The sequence below is a fragment of the Amycolatopsis dongchuanensis genome (genome assembly GCF_039542405.1).
GTDB lineage: Bacteria > Actinomycetota > Actinomycetes > Mycobacteriales > Pseudonocardiaceae > Amycolatopsis_E > Amycolatopsis_E sacchari.
The window spans coordinates 171,763-195,674 of sequence record NZ_BAABIB010000018.1; the positions used below are offsets into that span (position 1 = coordinate 171,763).

28 protein-coding genes are annotated in these 23,912 nt (G+C 71.4%); 14 read left to right on the forward strand and 14 right to left on the reverse strand.

Translation table 11 applies throughout. From position 1 onward, the window contains the following. Positions 1-100: 100 nt before the first annotated feature. The 4 genes from ABFX51_RS04345 (at position 101) to ABFX51_RS04360 (ending at position 3,399) form a co-directional block, all read left to right on the forward strand. Positions 101-1,021: an ABC transporter substrate-binding protein gene (locus ABFX51_RS04345; RefSeq protein ID WP_346052388.1), complete on the forward strand. Its 921-nt coding sequence runs from the start codon at positions 101-103 to the stop codon at positions 1,019-1,021. Then, positions 1,021-2,337, forward strand: coding sequence for an NtaA/DmoA family FMN-dependent monooxygenase (locus tag ABFX51_RS04350; RefSeq protein WP_346052339.1), 1,317 nt, complete (start codon positions 1,021-1,023; stop codon positions 2,335-2,337). Before ABFX51_RS04345 ends, ABFX51_RS04350 begins: the two co-directional genes overlap by 1 nt. A 225-nt stretch (positions 2,338-2,562) precedes the next feature. Continuing rightward, positions 2,563-2,823, forward strand: a complete 261-nt coding sequence (locus ABFX51_RS04355; RefSeq protein WP_346052341.1) for a hypothetical protein — start codon at positions 2,563-2,565, stop codon at positions 2,821-2,823. Between the two features lie 114 nt (positions 2,824-2,937). After that, entirely contained in the window at positions 2,938-3,399 is a 462-nt protein-coding gene (locus ABFX51_RS04360) for a hypothetical protein (protein WP_346052343.1), read from the forward strand. A gap of 53 nt (positions 3,400-3,452) precedes the next feature. Here ABFX51_RS04360 and ABFX51_RS04365 read toward each other — a convergent pair whose 3' ends face one another. The 10 genes from ABFX51_RS04365 to ABFX51_RS04410 all read right to left on the reverse strand — a co-directional run bounded on the left by ABFX51_RS04365 (position 3,453) and on the right by ABFX51_RS04410 (position 11,072). Then, the gene (locus ABFX51_RS04365; protein WP_346052345.1) at positions 3,453-3,869 is read right to left on the reverse strand and encodes a hypothetical protein; all 417 of its coding nucleotides are present in this window, start codon (positions 3,867-3,869) and stop codon (positions 3,453-3,455) included. Next, a complete protein-coding gene (locus tag ABFX51_RS04370; protein ID WP_346052347.1) occupies positions 3,866-4,612 on the reverse strand; it encodes a class I SAM-dependent methyltransferase in 747 nt (248 codons plus the stop codon). Before ABFX51_RS04370 ends, ABFX51_RS04365 begins: the two co-directional genes overlap by 4 nt. Continuing rightward, a complete protein-coding gene (locus ABFX51_RS04375; protein ID WP_346052349.1) occupies positions 4,609-5,355 on the reverse strand; it encodes a DUF2071 domain-containing protein in 747 nt (248 codons plus the stop codon). Before ABFX51_RS04375 ends, ABFX51_RS04370 begins: the two co-directional genes overlap by 4 nt. Next, positions 5,352-6,281, reverse strand: coding sequence for a hypothetical protein (locus ABFX51_RS04380; protein WP_346052351.1), 930 nt, complete (start codon positions 6,279-6,281; stop codon positions 5,352-5,354). Before ABFX51_RS04380 ends, ABFX51_RS04375 begins: the two co-directional genes overlap by 4 nt. Before the next feature lie 52 nt (positions 6,282-6,333). Then, a complete protein-coding gene (locus ABFX51_RS04385) occupies positions 6,334-6,714 on the reverse strand; it encodes a DoxX-like family protein (protein ID WP_346052353.1) in 381 nt (126 codons plus the stop codon). Positions 6,715-7,113: 399 nt separating this feature from the next. Then, complete coding sequence (locus ABFX51_RS04390) at positions 7,114-7,854, reverse strand: class I SAM-dependent DNA methyltransferase (protein WP_346052355.1); 741 nt, start codon at positions 7,852-7,854, stop codon at positions 7,114-7,116. Positions 7,855-7,914: 60 nt separating this feature from the next. After that, the gene (locus tag ABFX51_RS04395) at positions 7,915-8,205 is read right to left on the reverse strand and encodes an EthD family reductase (RefSeq protein WP_091506165.1); all 291 of its coding nucleotides are present in this window, start codon (positions 8,203-8,205) and stop codon (positions 7,915-7,917) included. 10 nt (positions 8,206-8,215) lie between these two features. Further along, the gene (gene styA / locus ABFX51_RS04400) at positions 8,216-9,439 is read right to left on the reverse strand and encodes a styrene monooxygenase subunit StyA (protein ID WP_091506167.1); all 1,224 of its coding nucleotides are present in this window, start codon (positions 9,437-9,439) and stop codon (positions 8,216-8,218) included. Positions 9,440-9,513: 74 nt separating this feature from the next. Continuing rightward, positions 9,514-10,521, reverse strand: coding sequence for an AraC-like ligand-binding domain-containing protein (locus ABFX51_RS04405; protein ID WP_091506170.1), 1,008 nt, complete (start codon positions 10,519-10,521; stop codon positions 9,514-9,516). Between the two features lie 23 nt (positions 10,522-10,544). Further along, the gene (locus ABFX51_RS04410; protein WP_091506172.1) at positions 10,545-11,072 is read right to left on the reverse strand and encodes a flavin reductase family protein; all 528 of its coding nucleotides are present in this window, start codon (positions 11,070-11,072) and stop codon (positions 10,545-10,547) included. 111 nt (positions 11,073-11,183) lie between these two features. Here ABFX51_RS04410 and ABFX51_RS04415 point away from each other — a divergent pair, with 111 nt between their 5' ends. Together ABFX51_RS04415 and ABFX51_RS04420 are read left to right on the forward strand one after the other, a co-directional pair. Then, the gene (locus ABFX51_RS04415) at positions 11,184-11,885 is read left to right on the forward strand and encodes an IclR family transcriptional regulator (RefSeq protein ID WP_245783017.1); all 702 of its coding nucleotides are present in this window, start codon (positions 11,184-11,186) and stop codon (positions 11,883-11,885) included. Between the two features lie 74 nt (positions 11,886-11,959). After that, positions 11,960-13,360, forward strand: a complete 1,401-nt coding sequence (locus tag ABFX51_RS04420; protein ID WP_346052359.1) for an aldehyde dehydrogenase family protein — start codon at positions 11,960-11,962, stop codon at positions 13,358-13,360. On the opposite strand, the gene ABFX51_RS04425 is transcribed toward ABFX51_RS04420, so the two are convergent. Continuing rightward, entirely contained in the window at positions 13,350-13,748 is a 399-nt protein-coding gene (locus tag ABFX51_RS04425) for a hypothetical protein (protein WP_346052361.1), read from the reverse strand. The two genes, ABFX51_RS04420 and ABFX51_RS04425, sit on opposite strands and share 11 nt — an antisense overlap. A 196-nt stretch (positions 13,749-13,944) precedes the next feature. Here ABFX51_RS04425 and ABFX51_RS04430 point away from each other — a divergent pair, with 196 nt between their 5' ends. Beyond that, positions 13,945-14,508: a dihydrofolate reductase family protein gene (locus ABFX51_RS04430; protein ID WP_346052362.1), complete on the forward strand. Its 564-nt coding sequence runs from the start codon at positions 13,945-13,947 to the stop codon at positions 14,506-14,508. A 50-nt stretch (positions 14,509-14,558) separates the two neighbouring features. Here the strand turns inward: ABFX51_RS04430 and ABFX51_RS04435 are convergent, their stop codons facing one another. Further along, positions 14,559-15,521: a helix-turn-helix domain-containing protein gene (locus ABFX51_RS04435; protein WP_346052364.1), complete on the reverse strand. Its 963-nt coding sequence runs from the start codon at positions 15,519-15,521 to the stop codon at positions 14,559-14,561. A 70-nt stretch (positions 15,522-15,591) separates the two neighbouring features. Here ABFX51_RS04435 and ABFX51_RS04440 point away from each other — a divergent pair, with 70 nt between their 5' ends. Continuing rightward, positions 15,592-16,407 (forward strand): alpha/beta fold hydrolase, encoded by an 816-nt coding sequence (locus tag ABFX51_RS04440; protein WP_346052366.1) that lies wholly within the window; start codon positions 15,592-15,594, stop codon positions 16,405-16,407. Here ABFX51_RS04440 and ABFX51_RS04445 read toward each other — a convergent pair. Then, positions 16,397-17,365: a quinone oxidoreductase family protein gene (locus ABFX51_RS04445; RefSeq protein ID WP_346052368.1), complete on the reverse strand. Its 969-nt coding sequence runs from the start codon at positions 17,363-17,365 to the stop codon at positions 16,397-16,399. The two genes, ABFX51_RS04440 and ABFX51_RS04445, sit on opposite strands and share 11 nt — an antisense overlap. 86 nt (positions 17,366-17,451) lie before the next feature. Here ABFX51_RS04445 and ABFX51_RS04450 point away from each other — a divergent pair, with 86 nt between their 5' ends. The 6 genes from ABFX51_RS04450 to ABFX51_RS04475 all read left to right on the forward strand — a co-directional run bounded on the left by ABFX51_RS04450 (position 17,452) and on the right by ABFX51_RS04475 (position 23,148). Beyond that, entirely contained in the window at positions 17,452-18,063 is a 612-nt protein-coding gene (locus ABFX51_RS04450; RefSeq protein ID WP_346052369.1) for a TetR/AcrR family transcriptional regulator, read from the forward strand. 357 nt (positions 18,064-18,420) lie between these two features. After that, positions 18,421-19,092: a YcnI family copper-binding membrane protein gene (locus ABFX51_RS04455; RefSeq protein ID WP_346052371.1), complete on the forward strand. Its 672-nt coding sequence runs from the start codon at positions 18,421-18,423 to the stop codon at positions 19,090-19,092. Between the two features lie 18 nt (positions 19,093-19,110). Further along, the gene (locus ABFX51_RS04460) at positions 19,111-19,797 is read left to right on the forward strand and encodes a helix-turn-helix domain-containing protein (RefSeq protein WP_346052373.1); all 687 of its coding nucleotides are present in this window, start codon (positions 19,111-19,113) and stop codon (positions 19,795-19,797) included. A 432-nt stretch (positions 19,798-20,229) separates the two neighbouring features. Then, positions 20,230-21,060 (forward strand): hypothetical protein, encoded by an 831-nt coding sequence (locus ABFX51_RS04465; RefSeq protein WP_346052375.1) that lies wholly within the window; start codon positions 20,230-20,232, stop codon positions 21,058-21,060. Between the two features lie 90 nt (positions 21,061-21,150). Then, positions 21,151-22,008 carry a helix-turn-helix domain-containing protein gene (locus tag ABFX51_RS04470; RefSeq protein WP_346052377.1) on the forward strand — a complete coding sequence of 286 codons (858 nt, stop codon included), beginning with the start codon at positions 21,151-21,153 and terminating at the stop codon, positions 22,006-22,008. A 174-nt stretch (positions 22,009-22,182) separates the two neighbouring features. After that, positions 22,183-23,148 carry a PDR/VanB family oxidoreductase gene (locus tag ABFX51_RS04475; RefSeq protein WP_346052379.1) on the forward strand — a complete coding sequence of 322 codons (966 nt, stop codon included), beginning with the start codon at positions 22,183-22,185 and terminating at the stop codon, positions 23,146-23,148. Between the two features lie 211 nt (positions 23,149-23,359). Here the strand turns inward: ABFX51_RS04475 and ABFX51_RS04480 are convergent, their stop codons facing one another. Continuing rightward, on the reverse strand, positions 23,360-23,635 hold the full coding sequence (locus tag ABFX51_RS04480) for a hypothetical protein (protein WP_346052381.1): 276 nt from the start codon (positions 23,633-23,635) through the stop codon (positions 23,360-23,362). Positions 23,636-23,912 lie beyond the last annotated feature (277 nt).

Here is a 23,912-nt window from a genome sequence, read left to right on the forward strand (position 1 = left end):
GGGCTGCCGGAGCCACCCCGCGTCCCACATCGTGGGTTTTGTCGGTACCCCCGGCTAAGGTCGTGGGCGATCGATCTTGGAGCAGGGGAGCGTGGGGAACGTGGGCTGGAGCCGGAACATCGGAGCGGTCGCGCTGGCGGTGGTGGCCGCTGCCGGGATAGCGGCGTGCGGGGGCGGCGGGGGTGCGCAGTCGTCGGCGGAGAGCAAGGGTGGCGCGCCGGTCGTCGTCGCGTCGTTCAACTTCACCGACAGCCAGATACTGGCGGAGGTGTACGCGGGCGCGCTGGAGGCGAAGGGCTACCCGGTCACGCGCAAGCTGAACCTGGGCTCGCGTGAGCTGATCTACCCGTCGCTGAAGTCGGGTGAGCTGCAGTTCGTGCCCGAGTACCAGGGCGCCGCCATCACCACCGGCTTCGGCCAGGTCGCGGCGAAGGACGCCGAGGGGCAGCACCAGCAGCTGGCGAAGCTGTTCGAGCCCGAGGGCATCGGGCTGCTGAACTACGCGCCCGCCGAGGACAAGGACGTCTTCCTCGTGAAGGCCGATCTCGCGAAGTCGCAGGGGATCGCCACGATCAGCGACCTGAAGAAGCTGGACAAGGTGGTGCTCGCCGGCGGGCCCGAGTGCGAGAAGCGGCTGCCGTGCTTCCGCGGGTTCAAGGAGGTCTACCAGCTGACGAACGCGAGCTTCCAGACGGTGCAGGAGATCGGGCCGCGCGTGCGGCAGCTCGACTCGGGCGCGGCGACGGTCATCCCGGTCACGTCGGTGAGCCCGGTCGTCGACGACCCGAAGTACGTGGTGCTCAAGGACGACCTCGGCATCGAGCCCGCGCAGAACGTGGTGCCCGCGGTGAGCAGGAAGGTGCTCGACGAGCGCGGCGCGGACTTCGCGAACGTGGTCAACGCGGTGAGCGCGAAGCTGACGACGGACGAGTTGCGGCAGCTGAACTCCCGCGTGGACTCCGACGGGGAACCCGCGGCGGACGTGGCGAAGGACTGGCTGTCGAAGCAGGGCCTGGCCTGATGGGGGACCTGCACTTCACGGCTTTCGTCTGGCCCAACGGGTACCACGAATCGGCGTGGCGGGTCGTCGAGGACGACGTGCGTGGCGTGCTCGGGCTGCCGTACTACGCGGAGATCGCGCGGACGGCGGAACGCGGCCTGCTGGACGCCGTGTTCCTGGCGGACAACATCGCGATCGCCGAGTACCGCACGACGCACCTGCCGCAGACGCAGTTCGACCCGGTCTCGGTCCTGTCGGCGCTGGCGGGCGTGACCGAGCACATCGGACTGATCGGCACGGGTTCCACCACGTACAACAAACCGTGGGAGCTGGCCCGCCGGTTCGCGACGCTGGACCACCTCAGCGGTGGCCGCGCGGGCTGGAACATCGTCACCACGGTCACCCCGCTGGCGGCGGCGAACTACGGCGAGACGGCGCACCCCGAGCACGCCGACCGGTACGAGCGGGCGCACGAGTTCGTCGAAGTGGTGACGCGGGCGTGGGACAGCTGGGAGGACGACGCCGTCGTGGGTGACCGCGAGGGCGGGGTCTGGGCGGATCGCGGCAAGCTGCACGCGCCGCGGTTCCACGGCCGGTTCTACGACGTGGAAGGGATCCTGCCGTTCCCGCGCTCGCCGCAGGGGTGGCCGGTGCTGGTGCAGGCGGGGCAGTCGGCGGCGGGCATCGGGCTGGCGGCGCGGTACGCCGAGCTGGTGTTCTCGGGCCCGCCTTCGCTGGAGGCCGCGGTCGCGTTCCGGGCGGACCTGCACGCGAAGGCGGCGGCCGCGGGCCGGGACCCGGCGCACGTGCTCGTCCTCCCGGCGCTGATGATCACGCTGGGCGGCACGGAGGCCGAGGCGCGGGCGAAGGCGCGGCGGCTGGAGGAACTGGCGAGCCCGGAGTTCCGCTGGCAGAACGTGCTCTACACGGCGGGCCTGGACCCGGACGCGTTCGACCCGGACGTCCCGTTGCCGGCGGAGCTGTGGACGGGGAAGTCCGCGCCCTCCAGCCGGGCGGAGCAGCTGTACGCGGCCGCCCGCGCCAGGCCCGGTGCGTCGCTGCGGGAACTGGCGGGCGAGCTCAAGAGCGGCGCGGGCCAGTACCACTTCGTCGGCACGCCGGAGCAGCTCGCCGACCACGTCCTGGAGTGGCAGGACGCGGGTGCCGTAGACGGGTTCACCATCATGGGCTCGACGCTGCCGTACGAACTGACGGCGTTCGTCGACCAAGTCGTGCCCATCCTGCAACGCAAGGGCCGCTTCCGGAGCGAGTACACCGGCGCCACCCTCCGGGAGCACCTCGCCCTGCCGAGGCCCTCCGGTGGCGGTGCGGGGTAGTTCCCGCGCTGGGGTCTCGGTTTCGGATCGGGCTGCGCGTGGGCCTCGGTGGGGTGCCGGAGAATGATTCAGGACGGTTCTGTATGCGAATTCCGCCGGATTTGACGTGGGCTGAACTTGCTGTACGGTGATCGTGGGCAAGGAGCTTGGGATCGGACCTGAGTCACCGCTGAAACTCTTATCCTGGCGATCTACCGTGCCCCTGCCGGTACTGTGTCGTCCACAGTGACCAGTGTTGACGACGTTGCGGTCGCCGCGCCGATCGTGAGCGCCCTGAATCGGGTATCGGCGTATGCCGCGCTGCCCGTGAGCGTCTACGGCAATCGATACGGACGATTCGATTCCTATCCGAACGCCACCTCGACGCGTTGGCTGACCCAGGTGCTCGAGCCAGCCTGCTCGAAGGTGCTCACAGTCTTTGGTATGAATACGTCAAAGCGCTTCTCCATCAGGCCCTTGTCGACCTGGACCGTGCTACAGCCGTGACAGCTCCTCCTGTCCGAACGGCAGTTGCAGCGGAACTGGAGGCGGAAGCGCGAGCGTTGCGCGGTGAGCTGGCTGACTACCGGGAGGCCGTGCCGGAAGAAGGATCGTGACTGTTTGGATCGTGTGGAGGAAGGAAGCGATGAGGAAGGGGTGCTCCGAGGCGTTGCGGACATGCGGTTACTGCTCGACGCGCTGAATCGGAGTGCGAATCCCGAGGTTTTCCTGCTCATCGACGAATTTTCCATCACGGACGATCCGGTGGGTGCCGAGAACGATGGTTTCTTTCTCAATGTGGAAGCTCCCAGACCGGATGGTGCTCACGGTCGCGATGAATGGGCGGTCGACCTGAGCCGATGGGTTCCGGACGATGACTGGGACGACGAAGTGGGTGGCAGTGCGAGCGGTGAGTCCGTGCTTCGGTGCGTCAGGTCAACGCCGCCTGGGGTCTCCGAGATCGTTGTACTCCTCGACCGCAGTGGAGGTCGGCAGGACCAACTCGCGATGTGGTCGAAGACGCCGGTCGGGGAGGTTCTGGCTGGTACGTCGTTCGTCGTGACGAGGCGATACGGCGATTGAGGAAAGTGTCGTAGCTACCTGGTATCTCAGACGCCCCGGGCGGCGGAGTCCGGTCAGTGGGCGAGGAGCGCGGCCGCGGGCACACCGGTGAGCCACGCCCACCCGGCGAGTGCCACGCCGTGCGCCACGCGCCAGGGCACGGGCGCCGTCCGCACGACGCGGCTGACCAGGACCACTTCGCACACCCAGCGAGCGCCCCAGAACACGGTCTGCGCGGCGAGCACGGTCCTGGCCAGCAGCCCGGGCGCGAGCAGTTCCTCGGCGGGCCACAGCAGCACCCCGAGCACGACGCAGGTGAGCCCGGTGAACCCGGTGTGCAGCCCGACGACGAGCCGGGACAGCGGCCTCATCGCGAGCAGGTCCGCGGGCCAGCCGAGCAGCCGCGGCAGGACCAGGTGCGCCACCCCGAGCGCGATCGCCACCGACCCGGCGAGCCGCAACTGCACCGGCAGGGCCAGCAGCGCGGTCACGACGTGGCTCCGGCCGGCAGCTCCCTCGCCTCGAACGCCGCCGCCGACACCAGCGGCGTCCGCCGAAGGCGTGCGACCGGGCGCAAACCGGCCCGCGCCGCGACGCGTTCCCACTCCCGGCGCGGGTAGAAATGCCATGCGCCCGGGCCGAAAGCGAGCACGTTCGGCAGGTCGCGGTGGTGCTCCACCAGCACCAGCCTGCCGCCGGGCCGCAGCACGCGCCGCGCTTCCGCGAACAGCGCCTCCCGCGCGGCTGGGGTCCGCAACTCGTGCGCGGCGAGCACCGCCAGCACGAGATCGGCCGACGCGGTCCCGACGGGCAAGGCGTGCGCGCGAGCCTGCAGGGCACGCGCGGGAAAGCGTTTGCGCGCTCGGCGGATGGACGCCTCCACCGGCGCATCCGGGTCGAGGACGTCCAGGGTCACGCCCACCGAACCCGGCAGCACGGCGGGGAAGGTGGGAGACACCTCGTCGAACCCCGCCGTGATCAGCACATGGCGCCGGACCCGGGCGGGCAGCACCGGGCGCAACCAAGTCCACCCGTACAGACCGGAGAGGTCGTAGACCCACCAGGACGCGGCGAGGCTCGCGAACGTGAACCACGCCGCCGCACCCGAGCCCCACCGGACCGGCCGGCGCAGCGGCGCGGGAACCGGGAGGAACCCCGCCACGGCGACCGCCGCACCGCCGAGCACCTTGGGCCAGTTGAACGCGAGGACCTGGGCGACGCCTCGGACGGTCATCGCAGCTCACCCCGGTGCCAGCCGTAGTCCACATCGGACACGTGGAAAGCGTTGGCCAGCTGTGGTTGCACACCTGCGAACGGTCCGTGGCTCAGGAAGGACACCTCCGCCGAGGTGACCGCGACCGGTGCGGGCTGCCAGTTCTGGCGGTACGCCTTCACGACGACGATCCCCTTGTCCTCCGGCGAAAACGTGTACGGCAGCGGTCCGGCGAACCTGCGCGCATCCGCCGGAGTGGCGAAAACGCCGCCCCATGAAGGAGATTCTTCGGCCAAGTCCGTGGTGATCGCCACATCCGCCGTCCCGTCGTGGGAAATCACCTTGAAGCGCAGCCGGTTTCCGTCGAACGACACTCCGGCACGGCTGTGGTGGTAGTGGTAACCGGTCAGCACGTTGGCGCCCAGCGCCAGCGCGCGCCGGTCGGTGTCGCTGCGCAGGATCCGCAGTCCTCGCAGAGTTTTTCCCGTGGGCGTCCGGAGTTTGGCCAGCACCCGGTAGCCCGCCATGACCGAGCGGAAACCGGCGTGGGCGGGCAGGAACGCGGGGCGCAGTTGCCGGAGCGACACCAGCGCCACGGCGACGAAGGCGTGTTCGATGCCGTCCGGCGCGCGGTAGGTGTCCAGCTCCAGCGCGCGGGGGAGCAGCGGTGCGAGCAACTCCGGTTCGAACGCGTATGTCAGCACCAGCGAGTGGTCGAACCGCGTGCGCATCGGCACCGGATGCCGCCTCGGGAACCAGCTCATGACGCCCCCATCCTCCGAATTTCCACCACGCCCCACAGCATCGCCCGGTCCACGGGACCCGCGTCCTCGCCCGGCGCCGGTTCCCGGAACGAGCGGAGCACCACCACCGCGCCCGGTTTCAGCGCGTGCGCAAGGGCGCGTTCGAGCCGCGCGGCGTACGTCGCGTCCGGGCCGTCCAGGATGTTGGACAGCGACACACCCTGGTACCAGCCACGCGGGACCTGCTCCAGATGCGCGGCCACGTCCGTGTGGATCAACCGTGCGTGCCGGGGTTCCGGGGTGGTGGCGAGCTCGTCGCGGCCGGTCAGCAGCCGCCAGGCCCAGGGGTTGGCGGCAGGGCGATCGCGCAGGCCGCGGCGGAGCCGGTTCAGCAGGACCTGATCGAGCCGGGGCGGGATCGACCGGCGGAAACCGGGGCGCAGGACCAGACCCAGTGGTGCCAGCCCGCACGCCAGCAAGCCCCGCAGGCGTTTCGACGCGAGCAGTGGCGTCAAGTCGCCTTGCTGCAACGCTTCCGCCACGTTGTGCGGCCGCCACCGCGGGTCGAGGCCTCGCAGCACGGCGCGTCCTGCTGCGAGCAACCGTTCGGCGCTGCCGGTGACGGCGGGGGCACCGGCGAGGCGGGCGCGGCAGTAGTCGAGCTGCACCGGGTTGATGTCCACCCCGGTCACGTCGAACCCGGCCCCGGCGAGCGCGGACACCGTCTCACCCGCCGCCGCGATCGCGAGCACGCGGCCGCCCGGGGGAAACGCTTCCAGCTCCACGCGCGGGTCCTCGTAACCCCAGCCGAACAGGATCTTCGGATGGCGGCCGGGCAGCAGGCGCCCGGCTGTCCACGGGTTCACGCGGGTCTCGTCGTGGCCCCGGCCGGGCAGGACCTCGGGTCGGCGGCGGGGTAGCAGGCGCCCGGCAGTCCAGGGGTTCATGCGGGTTTCCTCGTGCCCCGGCCGAGGGGCAGGCGCCTGGCCTCCCACGGGTTCACGCGTGTCTCCTCGTCGCGACGAGCCACGCCAGCACGAGCAGGACCACGTTGTGCAGCACCAGGTTGAGCGGCTCGGCGATCTGCCCGCCGCCGAACAGCAAGCCGCCGCCGTTGAACACGGCCAGCAAGGCGGTCTGCACCGCGGCGGCGGTCCGCGGCGCCCACCCGGTGAGGACCCACAGCCCGAGCCCGATCTCCGCGAGCCCGATGAGCACGAGCAAGACCCCGGCGGCGGCCCCGAGCACCGGCACGGCCGCGACGATCGCGCGCTCGTCGGGCCGGGCGCCGAGCAGCTTGGCCACCAGCCCCTCGTACACCCACACCGCGGCCACCGCCCCCGGCGGCACCCACCGGACCACCCACGCCCTCACCCGCACGGACCCGACTCTAGATTCCCGCCGGGGAAGGTCGAGACGCGGCGCGCGGTGAGGCCCGCGACGGCGCCATGGGACACGGTGAGGTGGCGGCCCGGCGAGATGGGTGGGGCCGGCGACGGTGCCATGGGAGGCGGTGAGGTGGTGGCCCGGCGAGGTGGCCGGGGCCGGGCCGGGATGGCGGGTCGCTGCGGGCGGGGTTTAGGGTCTTGTGCCAGGCCACCTCGGGCTCGGACGTGGCGGAGTTTCCGTGGTGGCGGTGGCGTGGCAGTTCGGTGGGCTGGGCGGGATGGCGGGGTAGAGCGGCCCCGGGTGCAGGCCCGTGCAAAACCCCTCGGGGCGGGGGGTGGCGGCTCGCCGAGGCAAGCCAGACGCCGGAAGCCCGACACACCCAACCGCGACTCACCCGGACGCCGGGAGCCGGTACACCGACACGTGCGAGCCCGACTCCGCGGTGAACTCACCCCCGACCCAGTCCGCGTGCCTGCTTTCGAGTACCAGCCCCGCCAACCGCGCCATGAGATCGAGTTCTGCGGGCCAGATGTAGCGGTGGGTGCTGCGGGCCAGGCGCGCCTGCCCGTCCTCGTCGAAGCTGAAGTGGTGGGAGACCAGGTGCTGCTGCACCACGTCGTAGGTGTCCAGCCCGATCCGGCCGGGCTCGTTCCGCCACACCGTCGCGTCGCGGCCGGGCGGGAGGGTGCGCAGCTCCAGGACCCCCAGCTCCAGCACGAACCGGCCGCCCGGCTCCAGATGGCGGGCGGCGTTGCGGAAGCAGGCGATCTGCGCCTCCTGGGTGAGCAGGTTCGAGATAGTGTTGTAGACGAGGTAGACCAGCGAGTACCGGCCAGGGGCGGTGGCGGTCGCCATGTCGCCGGTGATCACCGGGACCTCCGCCGCGCTCGCCTTCGTGCGCAGCCGCGCGATCATCGCCGGGGACAGTTCGATTCCGGTGACCGAGACCCCGCGCGCCGCGAGCGGGACGGCGACCCGGCCGGTGCCGACGGCGAACTCGAGCACCCGCCCGCCACCGGCCAGCTCGGCGAGCCGGTCCACCGCAGGCTCGACCACCTCGGGGGCGAACATCCCCGTGCCCGGCGTGTCGTAGCGGCGGGCGGTCTCCTCGTCCCAGATCTCCTGGCGCACCCGGGCCATGGTGGCCGCGAAACCCGGTCCGGTCCACCGGTTTTCACGGCCACCGCGGGCTCAGGGCACCCGCACCGGGTAGTCGAGCACCACCGCGCCGCCGGTGGCGTAGTTCGGGACGTCCGCCTGTACGGCCTGGCCTTCCGGGGAGGCCATCGCGGCGCCCGCGGCTTCGGCGTCGTCGAATTCGCCTTCCCAGATGGCGAAGTAGTCACCCGAGACGTCGAAGCTGTAACGCATCGCGCGCAGTCCCGGCAGCTTCGCGGCCAACGGGAGGTGCGTGCTTTCGTAGTACTCCTTGAACGCCGCCGCGTCGGCGGGCTCGGGGTACAACACCACGATCTTGTGCATTCCGGACCTCCTACCGGCCGTGCCGGGCCAGGAACTTCCTCGCCCGCTCGGGGGTGGCGAGGATGTCCCACTGGCGCTCGGGGAAGTTGAAGTTGTTGGTGAACTCGTCCGCGATGGCGGGGTTCTCGGCCATCGCGCCGAACAACTCCAGCAGGTGCGGCGGCGGTGGCGTCTGGATCATCAGGTTGGTCCAGTCCGAAATGGAGTGGACCCGGTCGCGCCGCCGGCGGGCGACCTTGCGGCAGAACCGTTCGTCGAAGTTCGGGTCCTCGACGATCGCGTGCCCGAGCTCCCAGGCGGAGTACGAGGCCGAGTTCGCGCCCTGCCCGATCACCGGGTCCACCACGGTGTGCACGTCGCCGACGGCGATCGTGTACCGGCCGTTGGGCAGCCGCACGTAGTCCTCGCGCACGGTCGGCACCACGGCGCCCTGCAGCAGGTCCTCGGGGCGGGTCAGCCGGAACCGGGCCGGGTCGATGCGCTCGAACACCGTCGGGTGGTGCTGCTGCGTCTTCTCCAGCACCAGCTTCTCGAACGCCGCCGGGTCCTCGTCGTAGCGGGCGTTCGCCAGCACTTCGAGATCGCCGCCCGGCACGTTCTCGAACAACAGCGCCGTGACGTGCCCTTCGAACGAGTACATCGGGATTTCCAGCAGCTCGCCGTGGCCGGGCGACACGCTCATCGTGACGCCGCGGGGTTCGGAACGCACGATGCCGTGGTAGAGCCCGACGCAGAGCTTGCGCTGCGGCGCGTCGTAGGGCGACTTGGCGGCGATGCGCGGGAACATCGCGCCCATGCTGCCCTTGCCGGTGCCGACGACGACGAGATCGTGCTTCTCCGACAGGGGGAGGATGTCCGCGGCCTGGATCGGGCGGACCTGGAACTCGCCGCCGCGCTCCTGGTAGTCCTCGAGCAGCTTCGGCAGGTAGATGCGGTAGTCGATGGCCCGCGACGGCGCCTCGAACGAGCCGGGGAAACGCAGCGGGTGCGGGCCGCCGAGGTAGTGGTGGTGGCAGAAGTAGCCGTACTCCTGCAGGTCCCAGTGCTCCACGCCGAGCGCGCGCTCCCGCAGCACGGTCGTGTTGTGGTGGGCGACGCTGTTGGGCAGGCGCCCACCCGCCAGCTGCTCGGCCGACTTCTCGCTGTAGATCGTCACCGGGACGTCGTGCTGCCGCAGCAGCAGCCCCAGGTGCAACCCAGCGACGCCGGAGCCGATGATGCCGATACCCGACACGCCTGTTCCTTTCTCCTCGCCACCACGCGACGGTCCACATCGGACCGGCACGTGGTCGGAAGCCTTTTCCTGTCTCAGAGTGTCGCGGGAACGCGGGGTGCGGCGCTTGCCGCTGCGCGTACCGCCGCTTGACTCCCGGTGCACGCGCGCCGGTACTCGCTCGGCGCCATGCCGTAGGCGGCGCGGAAGGCGCGGCTGAACGTCGAGAGGTCCGGCATGCCCCACCGGCCGCCGATCTCGCTGAGCGACAGCCCGGCCAGCGCCGGGTCCTCGATGTCGCGGCGGCACCGCTCGAGCCGTCGCGCGCGGATCAGCTCGGCGACGGTGACGTCCTCGGTCTCGAACAGCTTGTGCAGGTACCGCAAGGAGATGTACTGGGCGTCCGCGACCTGCTGGGGGCACAGGCCGGGATCGTCGAGGTGCGCGTCGACGTAGGCCCTGATCTGCGCGCGCATGGTGTCCGCGCGTGCCGACGGGGGTGCCGGTGCGCCGCACCGGGTCAGCAGCGCGGCGCGCAGCAGGCCCGTCACCGACTCGGCGACACGCAGGCCCCCGGCGGGCTCGACGGCGTCGAGCTGCTCGGTGAGCGTGGCGACCACAGTGGACGCGACGCGGCCGAGCCCCTCCGAACCCGGCACGGCGACAGCGGTCACCTGTTCGCTCAGCCCGGCGGGCAGCGACAGGTCGGCGCGCGGCAGCATCAGCACCGCCAGGTGCGCTTCGCCGGGGAACGCGAGCCGGTAGGGCCGCGAGGTGTCGCAGAGCACGAAGTCGCCGGGGGAGAGCCGGGCGGTCCGCCCGCCCTGTTCCACGATGGCGCTGCCCGCCAGCTGCACCTCGATCTTGAAGTACCCGGGGTCCGAGCGGCGGATCAGCCGGGGCGTGCGTTCGACGACGCACGCGGAAGTCCGGATCTCGGAGAGGGTGGCGGTACCGACGCCGGCGGAGCGCAGCTCGCCGTGAAAGCCCTTTCCGCCGGGCTCCCGCACTGCCAGCGGCACGAAGGCGGTGGCCGTGACCTCACGCCAGAGGTCCAGCCGTTCCCGGGCGGGGCAGTCGTCGGTGGTGGTCACGAACGTCATCGTCGACTCCGTCAACCGTGGGCTCAGTACGTGAAGAAGTCCTCGTCGAGGCCCGCGTGCAGGGCCCGGTAGGAACCGGTGAAGAACACGAGCGGCTTGCCCTCGCGCTCGGCGAGGTGGCGCACGTGGCCGATGAACAGCTGGTGGTCCCCTGCCTCGTGCACGTCCACCACGTCGCAGCCGATCTCGGCGAGCGCGCCGTCGAGGAACGGCAGCCCGGCGGCCCAGCGGAACTCCGGGCGCAGGTCCGCGACCGGCCGCCCGGCGAAGTGCTGGGAGTGCATCTGCTGGTCGTCGGCCAGGACGCTGACGCCGTAGCGGCCCGTGCGCGCCAGCAGGCCCGCCATCCGCGACCGCGTCGCGAGCGAGACCAGGACCAGCGGCGGTTCCAGCGACACGGACAGGAACCCGTTGGCGGTCATGCCGTGCACCTGCTCGCCTTCGGCGGTGGTGATGACCGTGATGCCGGTGGAGAACCGGCCCACCGTGCGGCGGAACCGGAAGGGGTCGAGGTCGGGTGCCGCGGTGGTGACCGCGGAACGGTGGGACATCGTCGTCCTCCTTCGTCTCTCATTGCGAGCTGTGAACACTCGATCAGCTCGCAATGCGAGCAGGCTAGCAGCTAGGGTGGGCAGGACACCAGAGCGAGGAAGGGAGCGGGGGTGGCCGACGACAGCGCCAGGCCGAGGGCCGGGGTGCGCGTGCAGATCCTCGACCGCACCCTCGACGTGCTGCAGCTGCTGGCCGACGGCAGGCCGCGCTCCAGCCAGGAGCTCGCCACGGAAGCCGGGCTGCATCGCTCGATCGTGTACCGGATCCTGCGCACGCTCGAGGACCGCTCGTACGTCTCGCGGACGCCCGAGGGGCGCTACACGCTGGGGCTGGGCCTGCTGGTGCTGTCCCGCTCGTTGCTCGGCGGCGCGCAGGAACAGCTGCGGGAGGTGCTCGCGGAGCTGGCCGACAAGGCGGCGGCGACGGCGTTCCTCGCGGTGCCCCAGGGCAGCGAGATGGTCACGGTGCTGACCGCCGGTCCGCGCCAGGGCACGGCGGCGGTGGTCTACCACCCGGGCGACCGATCGGCCCTGACCCGCGGGGCGCGTGGTCTGGCGGTGCTGTCGGCGAGGCCGGCCGAGCCCCACGAACGGCCGGAAGTCGCCTGGGCGCGGCAGACGGGGTACGTGCGCACGGTGGGCGAGATCCACGCGGGCCTGACGGAACTGGCCGCCCCCGTGCAGCTGGACCACGGTGTGCCCGCCGCGGTCGGTCTCGTGTTCGCCGGGGAGCTCGACGAGGAACGGGCCGTGCGGGAGCTGCGGGGGACCGCCGCCCGGCTTTCGCGGCCGCCGGACGTCTGGGAGCTGTGAACTGTGCACTTTTCCGGTAGTCGTGTGCGCGCTGGGACAAACGCGGGAGCGGGGCGTGCGCCGAGGATCGGGGTATGGGTGACATCGACACTTTCGAGGGTTTGCTGGCCGCGGTTGCCGTTGAGGACGGTCTGCGGGTGACGGATCCGGCGTCGGGTGAGGTGCTCGGTTACGCGCCGGACCGCACCGTGGAGGATCTGCGGCGTGCGGTGGCTGTGGCGAAGGCGGCGCAGCCGGGGTGGGAGGCGCTGGGGCATGAGGAGCGCTCCCGCTTATTGCACGTGGCGGCTGATGCGGTGGAGCACTCGGCGGCCGCGTTGGCGGAGTTGATTTCGCGGGAGCAGGGTAAGCCGTTGAATGGGCCGGGCAGCCGGTTCGAGGCCGGTGGTGTGGCGGCGTGGCTGCGGGCGGCGGCGGATACGCCGTTGGAGCCGGAGCGGGTGGGGGAGTCGGCGGTGTTGCGGTATCGGGCGGTGGGGGTGGTGGGGGCGATTGGGCCGTGGAACTGGCCGGCGTTGATCGCGTGTTGGCAGTTTGCGGGGGCGTTGCGGATGGGCAACACGGTGGTGCTCAAGCCCTCGGAGTACACCCCGTTGTCGGTGCTGGCGTTGGGGGAGGTTGTGGGGCGGGTGTTGCCGGAGGGGGTGTTGACGGTGCTTTCGGGTGGCCGGGAGTTGGGGGCGGCGGTGGTGGCTGACCGTGGGTTCGGGAAGTTGATGTTCACCGGCTCCACGCGTACCGGGCGGGCGATTGTGGCGGCGAGTGCGGGGAACCTGCCGCGGTTGACGCTCGAACTGGGGGGTAACGACCCGGGTATCGTGCTGCCGGACGCCGATCCCGCGGCGATCGCGGAGGATCTGTTTTGGGGTGCGTTCATCAACACCGGGCAGACGTGTGCGGCGTTGAAGCGGTTGTATGTGCACGAGAGCCTGCACGACGAGGTGGTCGAGGCGCTGCGGGCGGTGGTGGAGCGGACGCCGATGGGGCCCGGTGTCGAGGAGGGCAGTCTGCTGGGGCCGCTGACCACGAGGGAGCAGTTCGGGATCGTGGACGGCCTGGTGGAGAAGGCGAAAGCCGCGGGCGCCCGGATCGTGATCGGTGGGGAGCCGGATCGGGACGCGCCCGGCAATTTCTATCCCGCGACCCTGGTGACCGGTGTGGCGGGGGATGCGGGGCTGGTGGTGGAGGAGCAGTTCGGGCCGGCGTTGCCGATCCTGCCCTACCGCGATCTCGACGACGTGATCGGGCAGGCGAATGCGTTGGAGACGGGGTTGGGGGCGTCGGTGTGGTCGGCGGATGTGGAGCGGGCGAAGGAGGTGTCGGGTCGGATCGAGGCAGGCACGGTGTGGATCAACAAGCACGGCACCGTGCACCCGATGGTGCCCTTCGGCGGGGTGAAAGGCTCCGGTTACGGCCTCGAATTCGGCCAGGAAGGCCTCAAAGCCGTCGCCGTCCCCCAGATCATCACCACCTGAGCGGTGTTCCCGCCCGGTACGAGCGGTACCCGAGCGGGAACGAGCGGTCGAACCGCCGCGGGCGTCGGCGCTGCCTTGTCACGGGATCAAGCCCGCTCCTACGCTCCCGCTGATTCCACGGCAACGGCAGACGGGAAAGCTCGATCGCCGCGGTGCTGCTCGCCGTCGCGGAGCTGGACCACCGCGACGCCCGCGCACGTCCAGTCGTGGAAGGCGCGGCACCAGCGCTCGTCACCTCGTGCGCCACGGACGCGGCGCAGAACCCCAGCTCGGCGAAGACCACGTCGTGCTCTGGCGTGTGGTCCACCTCCACGACGGCCACCGGCGTCTCGGTGATATACGGGTCCACGCGGTAGTGCTCCTGGCAGCGGTGCCAGGAGATCACCACCTCGGGCCCATGCGGAGACCGCCTTCGGTCTGTCACCTCCGCCGGACGGGCGCGCCGGTGACCACTGGACGTGCCTGCACTACCCGGACACCCGACTCCAGGGGCTGGGAGTGCCGGGCAGCAATCGTCGGCGGGTAGTAAGCGCTTTCAGCGGTGTCGATCTAGACTCCCGAGACCGACGGGAGGGCGGGGCGCCATGCGGAAGCTGGTCTACGGCATGAACCTGTCCCTGGACGGCTACGTCGCCGCGCCGGGCGACGACCTCGGCTGGAGCGAGCCGAGCGACGAGCTGTTCCAGTGGTGGCTCGACCAGGAGCGGGCGATCGGTCTGTTCCTGTACGGGCGCAAGCTGTGGGAGACCATGAGTTCCTACTGGCCGACCGGCGATCAGCGGCCGGGCGCCACCCCGGCGCAGGCCGAGTTCGCGCGGAACTGGCGGGATACGCCGAAGGTGGTGTTCTCCTCCACAGTCGGCGAGGTCGGCTGGAACACCCGTGTGCACACCGGCGACGCGGTCGACGAGATCACCCGGCTCAAGGCTGGCGACGGCGAGCCGATGCGGGTCGGGGGCGCGTCGCTCGCGGGCGCGGCGATGCGGGCCGGGCTGGTCGACGAGTACGAGATCGTGACCCACCCGGTGCTGGTGGGTGGCGGCACCCCGTTCTTCACCGCGGTGGACAGCTGGGTGGAGCTGAACCTGGTGGAGACGCGGACGTTTCCCGGCGGGGTGGTGCTGACCAGGTACGAGACGAAACGGTGAACGCCACATCCCCGTAACCGGTCCGCGAACCCACCCCGGCGGAGGTCCGCTCACGTAGCGTGCGCGTGCTCCCCGAAGGTGCGCCGGTAGGCGCCGGGTGTGGTCCCGAGCCGGGTGTGGAAGTGGCGGCGCAGGTTGACCGCCGACGCGAGGCCGACCCGTGTGGCGATGGCCTCGACCGGGAGATCGGTCTGTTCGAGCAGCACCCGCGCCGCGTCGACGCGCTTGCCCAGCAGCCATTCGCCCGGGCTGACGCCGAGCTGCGCGCTGAACCGCCTGGTGAGGGTCCGGCTCGACAGCCCGGCGTGCGCGGCGAGGGTGCCGACCGTGAGCGGCGCGCCGAGGCGGGCAGTCGCCCAGTCCAGCAGGGGCGCCAGCGACTCGTCGGGCCTGACGGGCGCGGGCGGCCCGGCGTACTGGAGCTGGCTGCCCTCCCGGTGCGGCGGCAGCACCATGTTCCTGGCGATCAGGGCGGCGTGGGCCGCGCCGTGGTCGCGGCGGACGAGGTGCAGGCACAGGTCGATGCCCGCGCCGGTGCCCGCGCTGGTCGCCACGTCGCCGTGGTCCACGTAGAGCACGTCCGGATCGACCCGCACCCGGGGGAAGGAGGCGGCCAGTTCGGCGGTCTGGCGCCAGTGGGTGGTGGCACGCCGTCCGTCGAGCAGCCCGGTCTGCGCGAGCACGAACGCTCCCGTGCAGATGGCGGCGATCCGCGCGCCCCGCCGGTGCGCGGCGCGCAGCGCGTTGACGACCTTCGGTGAAGCCGGCGCGCCGGGTGGCTGCCAGCCGGGGATGATCACGGTGTCCGCCTTGCGCAGTGCCGCCAGCCCCGCGTCGACGACGATCGGGTAGCCGGCGGTGGTCGGCAGCGGGCCGGATTGCTCGGCGCAGATCCGGAAGTCGTAGCAGTCGGGGACGTCCTCCCGCGTGTTGCCGAAGACCTCGGCGGCGCAGGCGAGCTCGAACGGTGACTGCGGCGGGTTGAGCAGGGCCACCACCCGATGACGGCGCATGGCAGGATTCTACCCACAGGTGTCTTTGTAGACACTGGGCCGCGAACTGTGCAGCAGTCACAGTGGTGCCATGGGAACGACGGACGTGGTGCGCGGGACGGTGGCGGTCGACGGGGAAAAGGCCAGTTACCTCACGGCCGGGCGGGACGGCCCGCCGGTGTTGCTGCTGCACGGGACGTATTGGAGCCGGGTGTGGCTGCCGGTGCTGGGGCGCCTGGCGGAGGCGGGGTTGCGGCCCATCGCGGTCGACCTGCCCGGGCTGGGCCGCTCGGGCGGCGAGCTGACGCCGGAGACGGCCACGGTCCCCGCCCTCGCCGGCTGGGTGGCGCGATTCGCGTCTACAATGGACATAACGGGACCGCTCGCCGTGGGGGCGCACGACATCGGTGGCGCCATCGCGCAGCACCTCCTGGTGCACGGCGGGCTGGAGGTGTCCCGGCTCGCGCTGGTCAACTCCGTCACCTACGACTCGTGGCCCGCGCCCCACGTGGCCCGGTTCCGGGATCCCGGCGCCGCCGAAGGCCTGCTCGCCGCCCGCCGTGAGGCCGTGACGGCGGCGCTGGCCGGTGCCGCCACAGCGCAGCTGGTCGAGGAGTACGTGAAGCCGTGGACCGAGCCGCGGGTCCGCCGTTCCTGGCTGGCGCTGGCCGGGGCGGCGGACCACCGCTACACCCTCGACCTCGTGCCGGCGCTGCGGCGGTCGACCACCCCCAAGCTGCTGATCTGGGGCGAGGACGACGCCTTCGAATCGGTGGCGTACGCGGAACGGTTCGCGGCGGAGATGCCGCACACGACGCTCATCCGCATCCCGGACGCGGATCACATCCCGACAGAGAACGCCCCCGGCCGGATCGCCGACGCCCTCGCGGAGTTCTTCAGGGGGTGAGGAGGACGCGGCCGAGCTGCGCGCGATCGTCGAACAGCTGGTGCGCCTTGGCGACCTCGGTCAGGTTCAGTCGCGTATGGACGGTCGCGCGCAGGCTGCCGTCGAGGAAGTACCCGGTGGCGTTGGCGACGGCGGCCGTCACCTCCTCCGGGCGAGCCGAACGCCAGGCGGTCAGCGAGAAGCCGGTGACGGTGCGCAGCGCGTAGAGCGCCCGTGCGGAGACTTCGCCCGGCGTGCCGGAAGCGAGGCCGTACGCCACCAGCCTGCCGAACGGGGCGAGCAGATCCACGCTCAGCGCCGTGGTGTCGCCGCCGATCGAATCCAGCACGACGTCGACACCGTCCGGTGCCGCCGCCCGCACCTGGTCGGCCCAGTCGCCCTCGGTGTGGTCGATCGCGACGTCGGCTCCGTGAGCCCTGGCGAACTCCAGCTTCGCGGGCGAACCGGCGGTCGCGATCACCTTGCCCGCGCCGAGGAGCTTCGCGAGCTGCACCGCCAGGTGGCCGATCCCGCCCGCGGCCGCGTGCACGAGCACCGTTTCGCCCGCGGTGAACCGGCCCAGGCGCAACGTTCCGAGCGCGACCGGCGCGGCCAGCGGCAGCATGCTCGCCGAGCCGTCGTCGAGGCCGTCCGGCACGGGCGCGGCCCACTGCGCGTCGGCGACGACGTGGTCCGCGAAGGCGTCTTCGCTGAGTACTGCGACCCGCTGACCCAGCAACCCCGTATCGACACCGGGGCCGACCGCCTCGACCGTGCCGACGACGTCGCCGGTCAGTGCCGCGGGCATCGGACGCCCGTACTGCGCGCCCAGGCCCTGCCGGAACCGGCTGTCGATGAAGTTGGCCCCGATCACCTCGGTGCGGAGGCGGAGCTCGCCGGTGCCCGGCTCCGGCACCTCGGCCTCCTCGATCCGCAGCACTTCAGGACCGCCGTAGCTGTGGTACCGGACGCGTCGCACGGTAGTCTCCTCGTTAACTGGATTCGCGGTCCAGTTAAACGTACTGGACCGACGGTCCAGTTGTCTACGGGCACGAGGAGGAGCGGGTGAGTCCGGAGCGCCGCGAGCGAGCCGACGCCGTGCGCAACCGGCGCGCGATCCTGAACGCCACGGAGGACCTGCTGAGCAGGTACCGCCCGAACGAGGTGACGATCGAGCAGGTCGCCGCCGCGGCGGGGGTGGGCAAGGGGACGGTGTTCCACCGATTCGGCAGCCGGATGGGCCTGATGGTCGCGTTGATGCGGGAACGCGCGCTGGAGCTGACGGAGGCCGTGGAGAGCGGGCCGCCGCCGCTGGGGCCCGGTGCGCCGCCCCGGGAGCGGCTGCTGGCGTTCCTCTCGGCGGTCGTCGACGTCGTGGGCCGTAACAAGGGGTTGCTCGCCGCGCTCGGGCAGGCCGTCCCACCGACCTCCGGCAGCGAGGACCACCCGGTGTACCCCGTGTGGCACAAGCACGTCAGCTCGCTCATCGCGGCGCAACGCCCGGACCTCGACGCCCCGCTGCTGGCCGACCTGGTGCTGGCGGGGCTGCACTCCGCGCCGATCCTCGAACTCCTGGAGCGCGGCGAAACCGCCCGGCTGGAGGCGGCGTTGCACGTGCTGGCCGAGGGGATCCTCGGGGAACCGCGTTCACCTGGCCGAAACACGACGCGGACCTGAGGTTTCGTCCACTCCGGATTCCGTTGCGGCGAACGCGCAACCGCGAGGACCGGCAAGTCAAGGGAAAGTGCAGGGGTCAAATAGGTGTCTCACTCTTCCGAGTGAGACACGCGGCCGGCCCACGGGCGCGACGAGGGAAAACCGCGGCAGGCCACCGTTTCCGCCAGTTCGGGCAACGCGTCCTATTTCGGCGGCGGCGGTGATGCCGGAGCGCGGATCACCGCGCGGAACCGGGCACGGGGAAGTTCCGGTAATGGGCCCTCAACAACGGTGTGACCGCGGCGTCACGTGTTCCGGCACCATTGACCGGACCGCGGTTTCCGCTCCGCGGTCCGTTCGTTCCAGGAAGGGACACCCATGCCCGTACTTCCCCGGTCGCGGCGCCTCGCCGTGGCCGTGCTCGCCGGGACCGCGCTGGCGCTGGCCTGCCAGCCGGTCGCGTCCGCCCACGTGTCGGCGAGCCCGGACACCGTCACCCCCGGCGAACCGGCCACGATCTCCTTCCGCGTGCCCAACGAGCGCGACGACGCGACGACGGTGCGCCTCGAAGTGGTGTTCCCCGCCGACGCCCACCTCGGTTCGGCCACCCCGGAAAACCTGCCGGGCTGGCACATCACCGCCGTCAAGCAGGAGGGCGGCACCGGTCACGGGATGGACGACGCTCCCGTCTCGTCGATCGTCTGGGAGGGCGGTCCGGTGCCCGTGGGCACCTTCCAGGACTTCCCCGTGCGGCTCGGCGCGCTGCCCGGCGGCGGCACGCTGTCGTTCGAGGCGCTGCAGACCTATTCGGACGGCGAGGTGGTCCGTTGGGCCGAGCGGGCGCAACCGGGACAGCCCGAGCCGGAGCACCCCGCCCCGACCGTGACCGTCGCCGCCACGACCGGCCCGTCCACTTCGGACATCCTGTCCCGTGCGCTGGGCGGTTGCGCGCTCGGGGTCGCGCTCCTCGCGCTGGGTGTCGCGTGGCTGCGCAGGCGGCCCGCCGGGCGGCCCGAGGCGGTCGCGGAACGGGAAGAAGTCCGGCTCTAGCGCGCGAGGGGGGTGGTGATGGACGTTCAGCAACGGTCGTTGACCGGTGACGCCCGGAGTCTGCCGGTGGACGCGCTGGAGCAACTGCGGCGGCAGGCCGTGGCCGCGGTCGAGTCGGGGCTTTCGCAGACGCGGGTCGCGAGCCTGCTCGGGGTTTCGCGGAAGGCCGTCGGCGCCTGGGTGCGGGCCTACCAGTCCGGCGGCGAAAGCGCTTTCCGCCCGCGGCCCCGTGGCCGCCGCACCGGCGAACGCCTCGCGCTGTCGGTGCCGCAGCAGGACCGGGTGGTTTCGGTGCTCACGGCCGGCCCGCCGGAGCACGCGGGACTGCCGTGGCTGCTGTGGACGCGAAGAGCCGTGTCGGAGCTGATCTCGCGTGAGTTCGGGGTCGTGCTCGCGGGCACGACGATCGACCAGTACCTGCTCCGGTGGGAGGCAATCAGCCGGACCGGGGTGTTCACGCGGTGGAGCGGCTGCGGCCCGGGAACGCTCCTCGTGGCGTGGACCCACCCGTCCCCGCCGGCGGGCGGCGCGCTGCACGCGCTCGTCGCGGTGAGCCACCGGGGCACGCTGCACTTCCTCGCCGCCGACCGGCCGTTCACCCCGGCCGCGCTCACCGCGTTCCGCGAGCGGCTGCGCCTGCAGTTCTGCCGTGACGTCCGGCTGGTCGCACCCGAGTGGCCCGACGGCTGCCCGGCACTGGTCTGAGGACGGCGAAAAGGGCCTGACGACCGGGGATTCCCGGGTCGTCAGGCCCTTTTTCCGTGCCATGGTCTGTTACCTCCCGGTGAACAGTTTCCCGGCTTTCCACTGGGTGTGCGGTGATACCGCGGGAAAGTGGTGCCAAGTCCCGGTTGAACTGGTTACAGCGCCCCGGTCCGCCACCTGCCCGCAGCCCATCCGCGATGGGCGTTCTTTGCCCGGAGCCGAATTTGCTCCCGCGCGCGTCCTCAGCGGCGTCTTCCCTGCTCAGAAGCCCTTGAGCGCACTGGAAACCTGCCCGCAACGGGCCTTTCCACCCGTACTGGTCAAAGGAGTGGGAAAGCTGCCACCATGCGTCATCCGGACTTTTCCCAGCTTGGCACAGCCGGCGGCCGGATACCTGAGACCAGGCCAAGAATCCGTTCCAGGAGGCAGCACGTGCGAACCCGGCAATTCCTCACCGTCGGTGCGCTGGCACTCACGCTGCTCACCGGTACGCCTGCCTTCGCGACCGAGTCCACGACCGCACCGAGTTGCACGTCCACTGTGACCGGTACGCCGGGACAGCAGGTGCTGCTGGCACCCGGGTCGGTCGTGCAGCCCGTCGTGGACGCGCTTTCCACGCTGGACCCGCTCGGCGTGCTCACGGCGGCGTTCCGCTCCGGGTGGGCGGCGCAGGCCCCCATCCCGGTCGGAGTCGTGCCGGAGGGCGAAGCCGAGATCCCCGGCGGCCGGATCGCCGACGCGGTGACCGATCGCCTCGGCGACGTTCCCCTGCTGGCTCCGGTGCTGTCCCCGCTGGTGTCGTCGGTGCGCAGCTCGCTCGCCGCCGCCTGCGGCATCCTGGTGCGCGGGCCGGTAGTAGCCCCGGCCCCGGCCCCGACGCCGGCTTCGCCCGGGCCGGCCACGGCACCGCTCGCGAACCCGCGCGTCGTGAGCGCGACTCCGGTGCCGGGTGCGGAGTGGACGGTCGTGGACACGCCGGGCGCGCCCGCCGGTGGCGTCGTGTTCGGCACGCGCCTGCCCGGGCTGCTGCCCGGCGGTGCGCTGTTCCCGCCGCTGTCCGGCGCCGGTGCTCCGCAGGCCGGAGTGGCCGCGGGCGACGCCGGTCCCGCGGTGGTGGCCGCGGCACCGCAGTCGGCGGGTTCGGGGGAGGCGCTGCCGGTGCGGCGCGACGAGCTGTCCCTGCCGGTGCTCACGGCGGTCCTGCTGCTCGCCGTCGTGAGCGCGCAGCTGGTGCGGCGGTGGGTGCTCCGCGGTTCCCGCTGATCCGCGGGGAAGTCCTGTTACCGCCGGATCACGCACTTCCCCGCCAGGAGGGACGACCGGTGATGTTCCGTTTACCGAAGGGTGTATCCCGTGCCCCGCACCTCCGCCACCATTGCGGACTTGAACGTGACCGGCCGTGACGCCCGCAGTCTGTCCCCCGACGCGTTGGAAGCCCTCCGCAGGCGGGCGGTCGCCGCCGTCGAGGCGGGCGTGACGCGGGCGGAGGTCGCGCGCTTGTTCGGGGTGTCCCGCAAGACCGTCGGGGCGTGGGTCGCCGCCTACCAGCGCGAGGGCGACGACGCGCTGCGGCCCCGCCGCCGCGGTCGCCGGCCGGGGGAGCAGTTCGCGCTTTCGCCCGCACAGCAGGCCTGGGTCGTGCGCACGGTCGTCGACGGCCCGCCCGAGGTGTGCGGGCTGCCGCACCGGCTGTGGACCCGGCAGGCGATCGCTGAGCTGGTGCGCCGGGAGTTCGGCATCCTGGTCAGCTCGGCGACCGTGTCCCAGTACCTGGCGCGCTGGGAGCTCGTCGAGGAGCAGCGCCTGCTCGACATGCGCCGCCGCCCGGTGCTTTCGCAGCCCGTGGGCGGCGGCGAGTGGTTGCCGGAGGCGGAGGTGCTGTGGCTGGCGTGGACGCGGCCCCACGCGCCCGCGGAATCGCGGCGGGCAGCGGTGGCCGGCAGGCAGAACCTGCTGACGGGGTTCCGCGACCACTTCGGCGATGTCAACGTCCTGCTCGCGGTTTCCTCTCGCGGGCTGGTGTTCTTCCAAGCGCGGCGGGGACCTTTCGACACGCGCCACGCGGACGAGTTCACGACGCGGCTGCTGGACCAGTTCGGCCGGGGGATCAACGTCGTCGTGTGCGACTGGCCCCGGCGGCACCGCGAACTCCTGCGTTCCTGGCCCACGCCCCGGCCCGGCCGCCTTTCCGTGCGATTCGCCCTCCGGTGATCCGGATGTTTTATGGGGTAGTATTTGCCCGTAGTGCGGAGCCCGGCGGAATTCTCACCCCACGGGCGGATGGCCGTGAAAACGCCGATACAAGGAATTCATTTCCCGGCTATTCCCCTGTTCCCGCCGGCGGTTTGACTTCTTCCCGAACCGACGTGGACAAGTGGGAGAGCCATGACCGTCAACACCCTTCCTTCGGCCGACATCGACCTCGAGGTGCTGCTGGCGCACAGGGAAACCATCGCCGACGGCGTCGTCCGGCTGGCGTTCCGCCGCCCCGGCGGGGAACTCCTGCCGCCGTGGGCTCCCGGCGCGCACGTGGACCTGCTGCTCGGGCCGGGCCTCGTGCGCCAGTACTCGCTCTGCGGCGACCCCGGCGACCGCTCCGTGCTGGAGGTCGCGGTGTTGCGCGAACACTCCGGACGCGGCGGCTCGGAGTTCGTGCACGACGTGCTCCGCACCGGCGACCGCCTCCGGATCCGCGGGCCGCGCAACAACTTCCCGCTCGTGTCCGCCGACCGGTACCTGTTCCTCGCCGGCGGTATCGGCATCACACCGTTCGTGCCGATGATCGCGGCGGCCGACGAGAGCGGTGCCGAGTGGGAGCTGTACTACGGCGGGCGGACGCGTTCCTCGATGGCGTTCGCCGAGGACCTGCGCCAGAAGTACGGCGACAGGGTGACGCTGTGGCCGCAGGACCGGTCGGGACTGCTGGACGTGCACGGCATCCTCGGCACCGCGTTCGAGGACACGGCGGTGTACTGCTGCGGCCCCGAACCGCTGCTCGCCGTGGCCGAACAGGCGTGCGCGCAGCTACCCGGGCTCGGCCTGCACCTGGAACGCTTCTCTCCCAAGGAGATCACCGGGCCGTCGACGGGGTTCGACGTCGAGCTGGCCCGGTCCGGGCTGACGCTCGCGGTGCCGGACGACCGGTCGATCCTCGAGGTCGCCGAGGACGCGGGGGTGCCGGTGCTGTCGTCCTGCCGCGAGGGCACGTGCGGCACGTGTGAAACGCCCGTGCTGGCAGGGGTTCCCGACCACCGGGACTCGCTGCTGACCGCCGACGAGCGGGCCGCGAACGACACGATGATGATCTGCGTGTCCCGGGCGTGCGGCCGGAAGCTGGTGCTGGACCTCTGAAAATGCTCGCCACAGCGAAGAAGCTCGGTACCTGCCTGGCGGCTCTGGTGGCCGCCTCGTCGTGCGTCTGGTCCCTGTGGACGGTCGCGCGGGAGCTGGGGGATGATCCTCCGGCGCGCACGGCGGAGGTCGCCGCGCCGCGGCCGGTGCCCTCGAACCCGCCCGCGCCGCCACCGCCACCTGTCGTGACTTCGACCCCGGCGGTACCTCCTCAGGTGGTTCCGGCGCTCCCGACGAGGGTGATCACCCGGTCCACCACGGTCACCACGTCCGCGCCGTATCCCATCGTCCCCATCGGACAGACAACGGCACCCGCGGAACCGCCACCTCCGTTGCCGTCGACCGAAACCCCGCCGGAAACGACCTCGCCCCCTCCGCCGTCCTCGTCTCCCGAACCGCCGCCACCCGTCACCCCGGAACCGGTGCCGCCGGCCCAGCCCGAACCGGATTGCGACGCGAGCGGGCTTCTCGGTCCGCTGCTCTGCACCGTACTCGGCCTGCTGAGCTGAAATGCCGTGGGGAACCATTAAACGCAAAGATCCGAACAGTTTTGGAACACCCAATTCCTCACGCTGGGAAACAATTTTCGGACTGGACGATTTCACGCCCTGTTAACGAAAATCGAGGACTCCTCGGCGCTGGTCCGTGATTCACTTCCCTTCGTCCGTTCGGACGCATGAAACAGAAAGGAAGCCCATGTCCCCATTAGAGCTTGTCTCACTTGGTGAGTTTCTTGTAGCAGGTGATGGCGGCTCCGAGGGTGA

Coding starts and splice junctions, on each gene's coding strand:
- ABFX51_RS04350 (WP_346052339.1), top strand. CDS start 1,021: ATGGGGGACCTGCACTTCACGGCTTTCGTCTGGCCCAACGGGTACCAC.
- ABFX51_RS04370 (WP_346052347.1), bottom strand. CDS start 4,612: ATGACCGTCCGAGGCGTCGCCCAGGTCCTCGCGTTCAACTGGCCCAAG.
- ABFX51_RS04375 (WP_346052349.1), bottom strand. CDS start 5,355: ATGAGCTGGTTCCCGAGGCGGCATCCGGTGCCGATGCGCACGCGGTTC.
- ABFX51_RS04380 (WP_346052351.1), bottom strand. CDS start 6,281: ATGAACCCCTGGACTGCCGGGCGCCTGCTACCCCGCCGCCGACCCGAG.
- ABFX51_RS04395 (WP_091506165.1), bottom strand. CDS start 8,205: ATGCACAAGATCGTGGTGTTGTACCCCGAGCCCGCCGACGCGGCGGCG.
- ABFX51_RS04405 (WP_091506170.1), bottom strand. CDS start 10,521: ATGACGTTCGTGACCACCACCGACGACTGCCCCGCCCGGGAACGGCTG.
- ABFX51_RS04410 (WP_091506172.1), bottom strand. CDS start 11,072: ATGTCCCACCGTTCCGCGGTCACCACCGCGGCACCCGACCTCGACCCC.
- ABFX51_RS04420 (WP_346052359.1), top strand. CDS start 11,960: ATGGGTGACATCGACACTTTCGAGGGTTTGCTGGCCGCGGTTGCCGTT.
- ABFX51_RS04430 (WP_346052362.1), top strand. CDS start 13,945: ATGCGGAAGCTGGTCTACGGCATGAACCTGTCCCTGGACGGCTACGTC.
- ABFX51_RS04435 (WP_346052364.1), bottom strand. CDS start 15,521: ATGCGCCGTCATCGGGTGGTGGCCCTGCTCAACCCGCCGCAGTCACCG.
- ABFX51_RS04440 (WP_346052366.1), top strand. CDS start 15,592: ATGGGAACGACGGACGTGGTGCGCGGGACGGTGGCGGTCGACGGGGAA.
- ABFX51_RS04455 (WP_346052371.1), top strand. CDS start 18,421: ATGCCCGTACTTCCCCGGTCGCGGCGCCTCGCCGTGGCCGTGCTCGCC.
- ABFX51_RS04460 (WP_346052373.1), top strand. CDS start 19,111: ATGGACGTTCAGCAACGGTCGTTGACCGGTGACGCCCGGAGTCTGCCG.
- ABFX51_RS04475 (WP_346052379.1), top strand. CDS start 22,183: ATGACCGTCAACACCCTTCCTTCGGCCGACATCGACCTCGAGGTGCTG.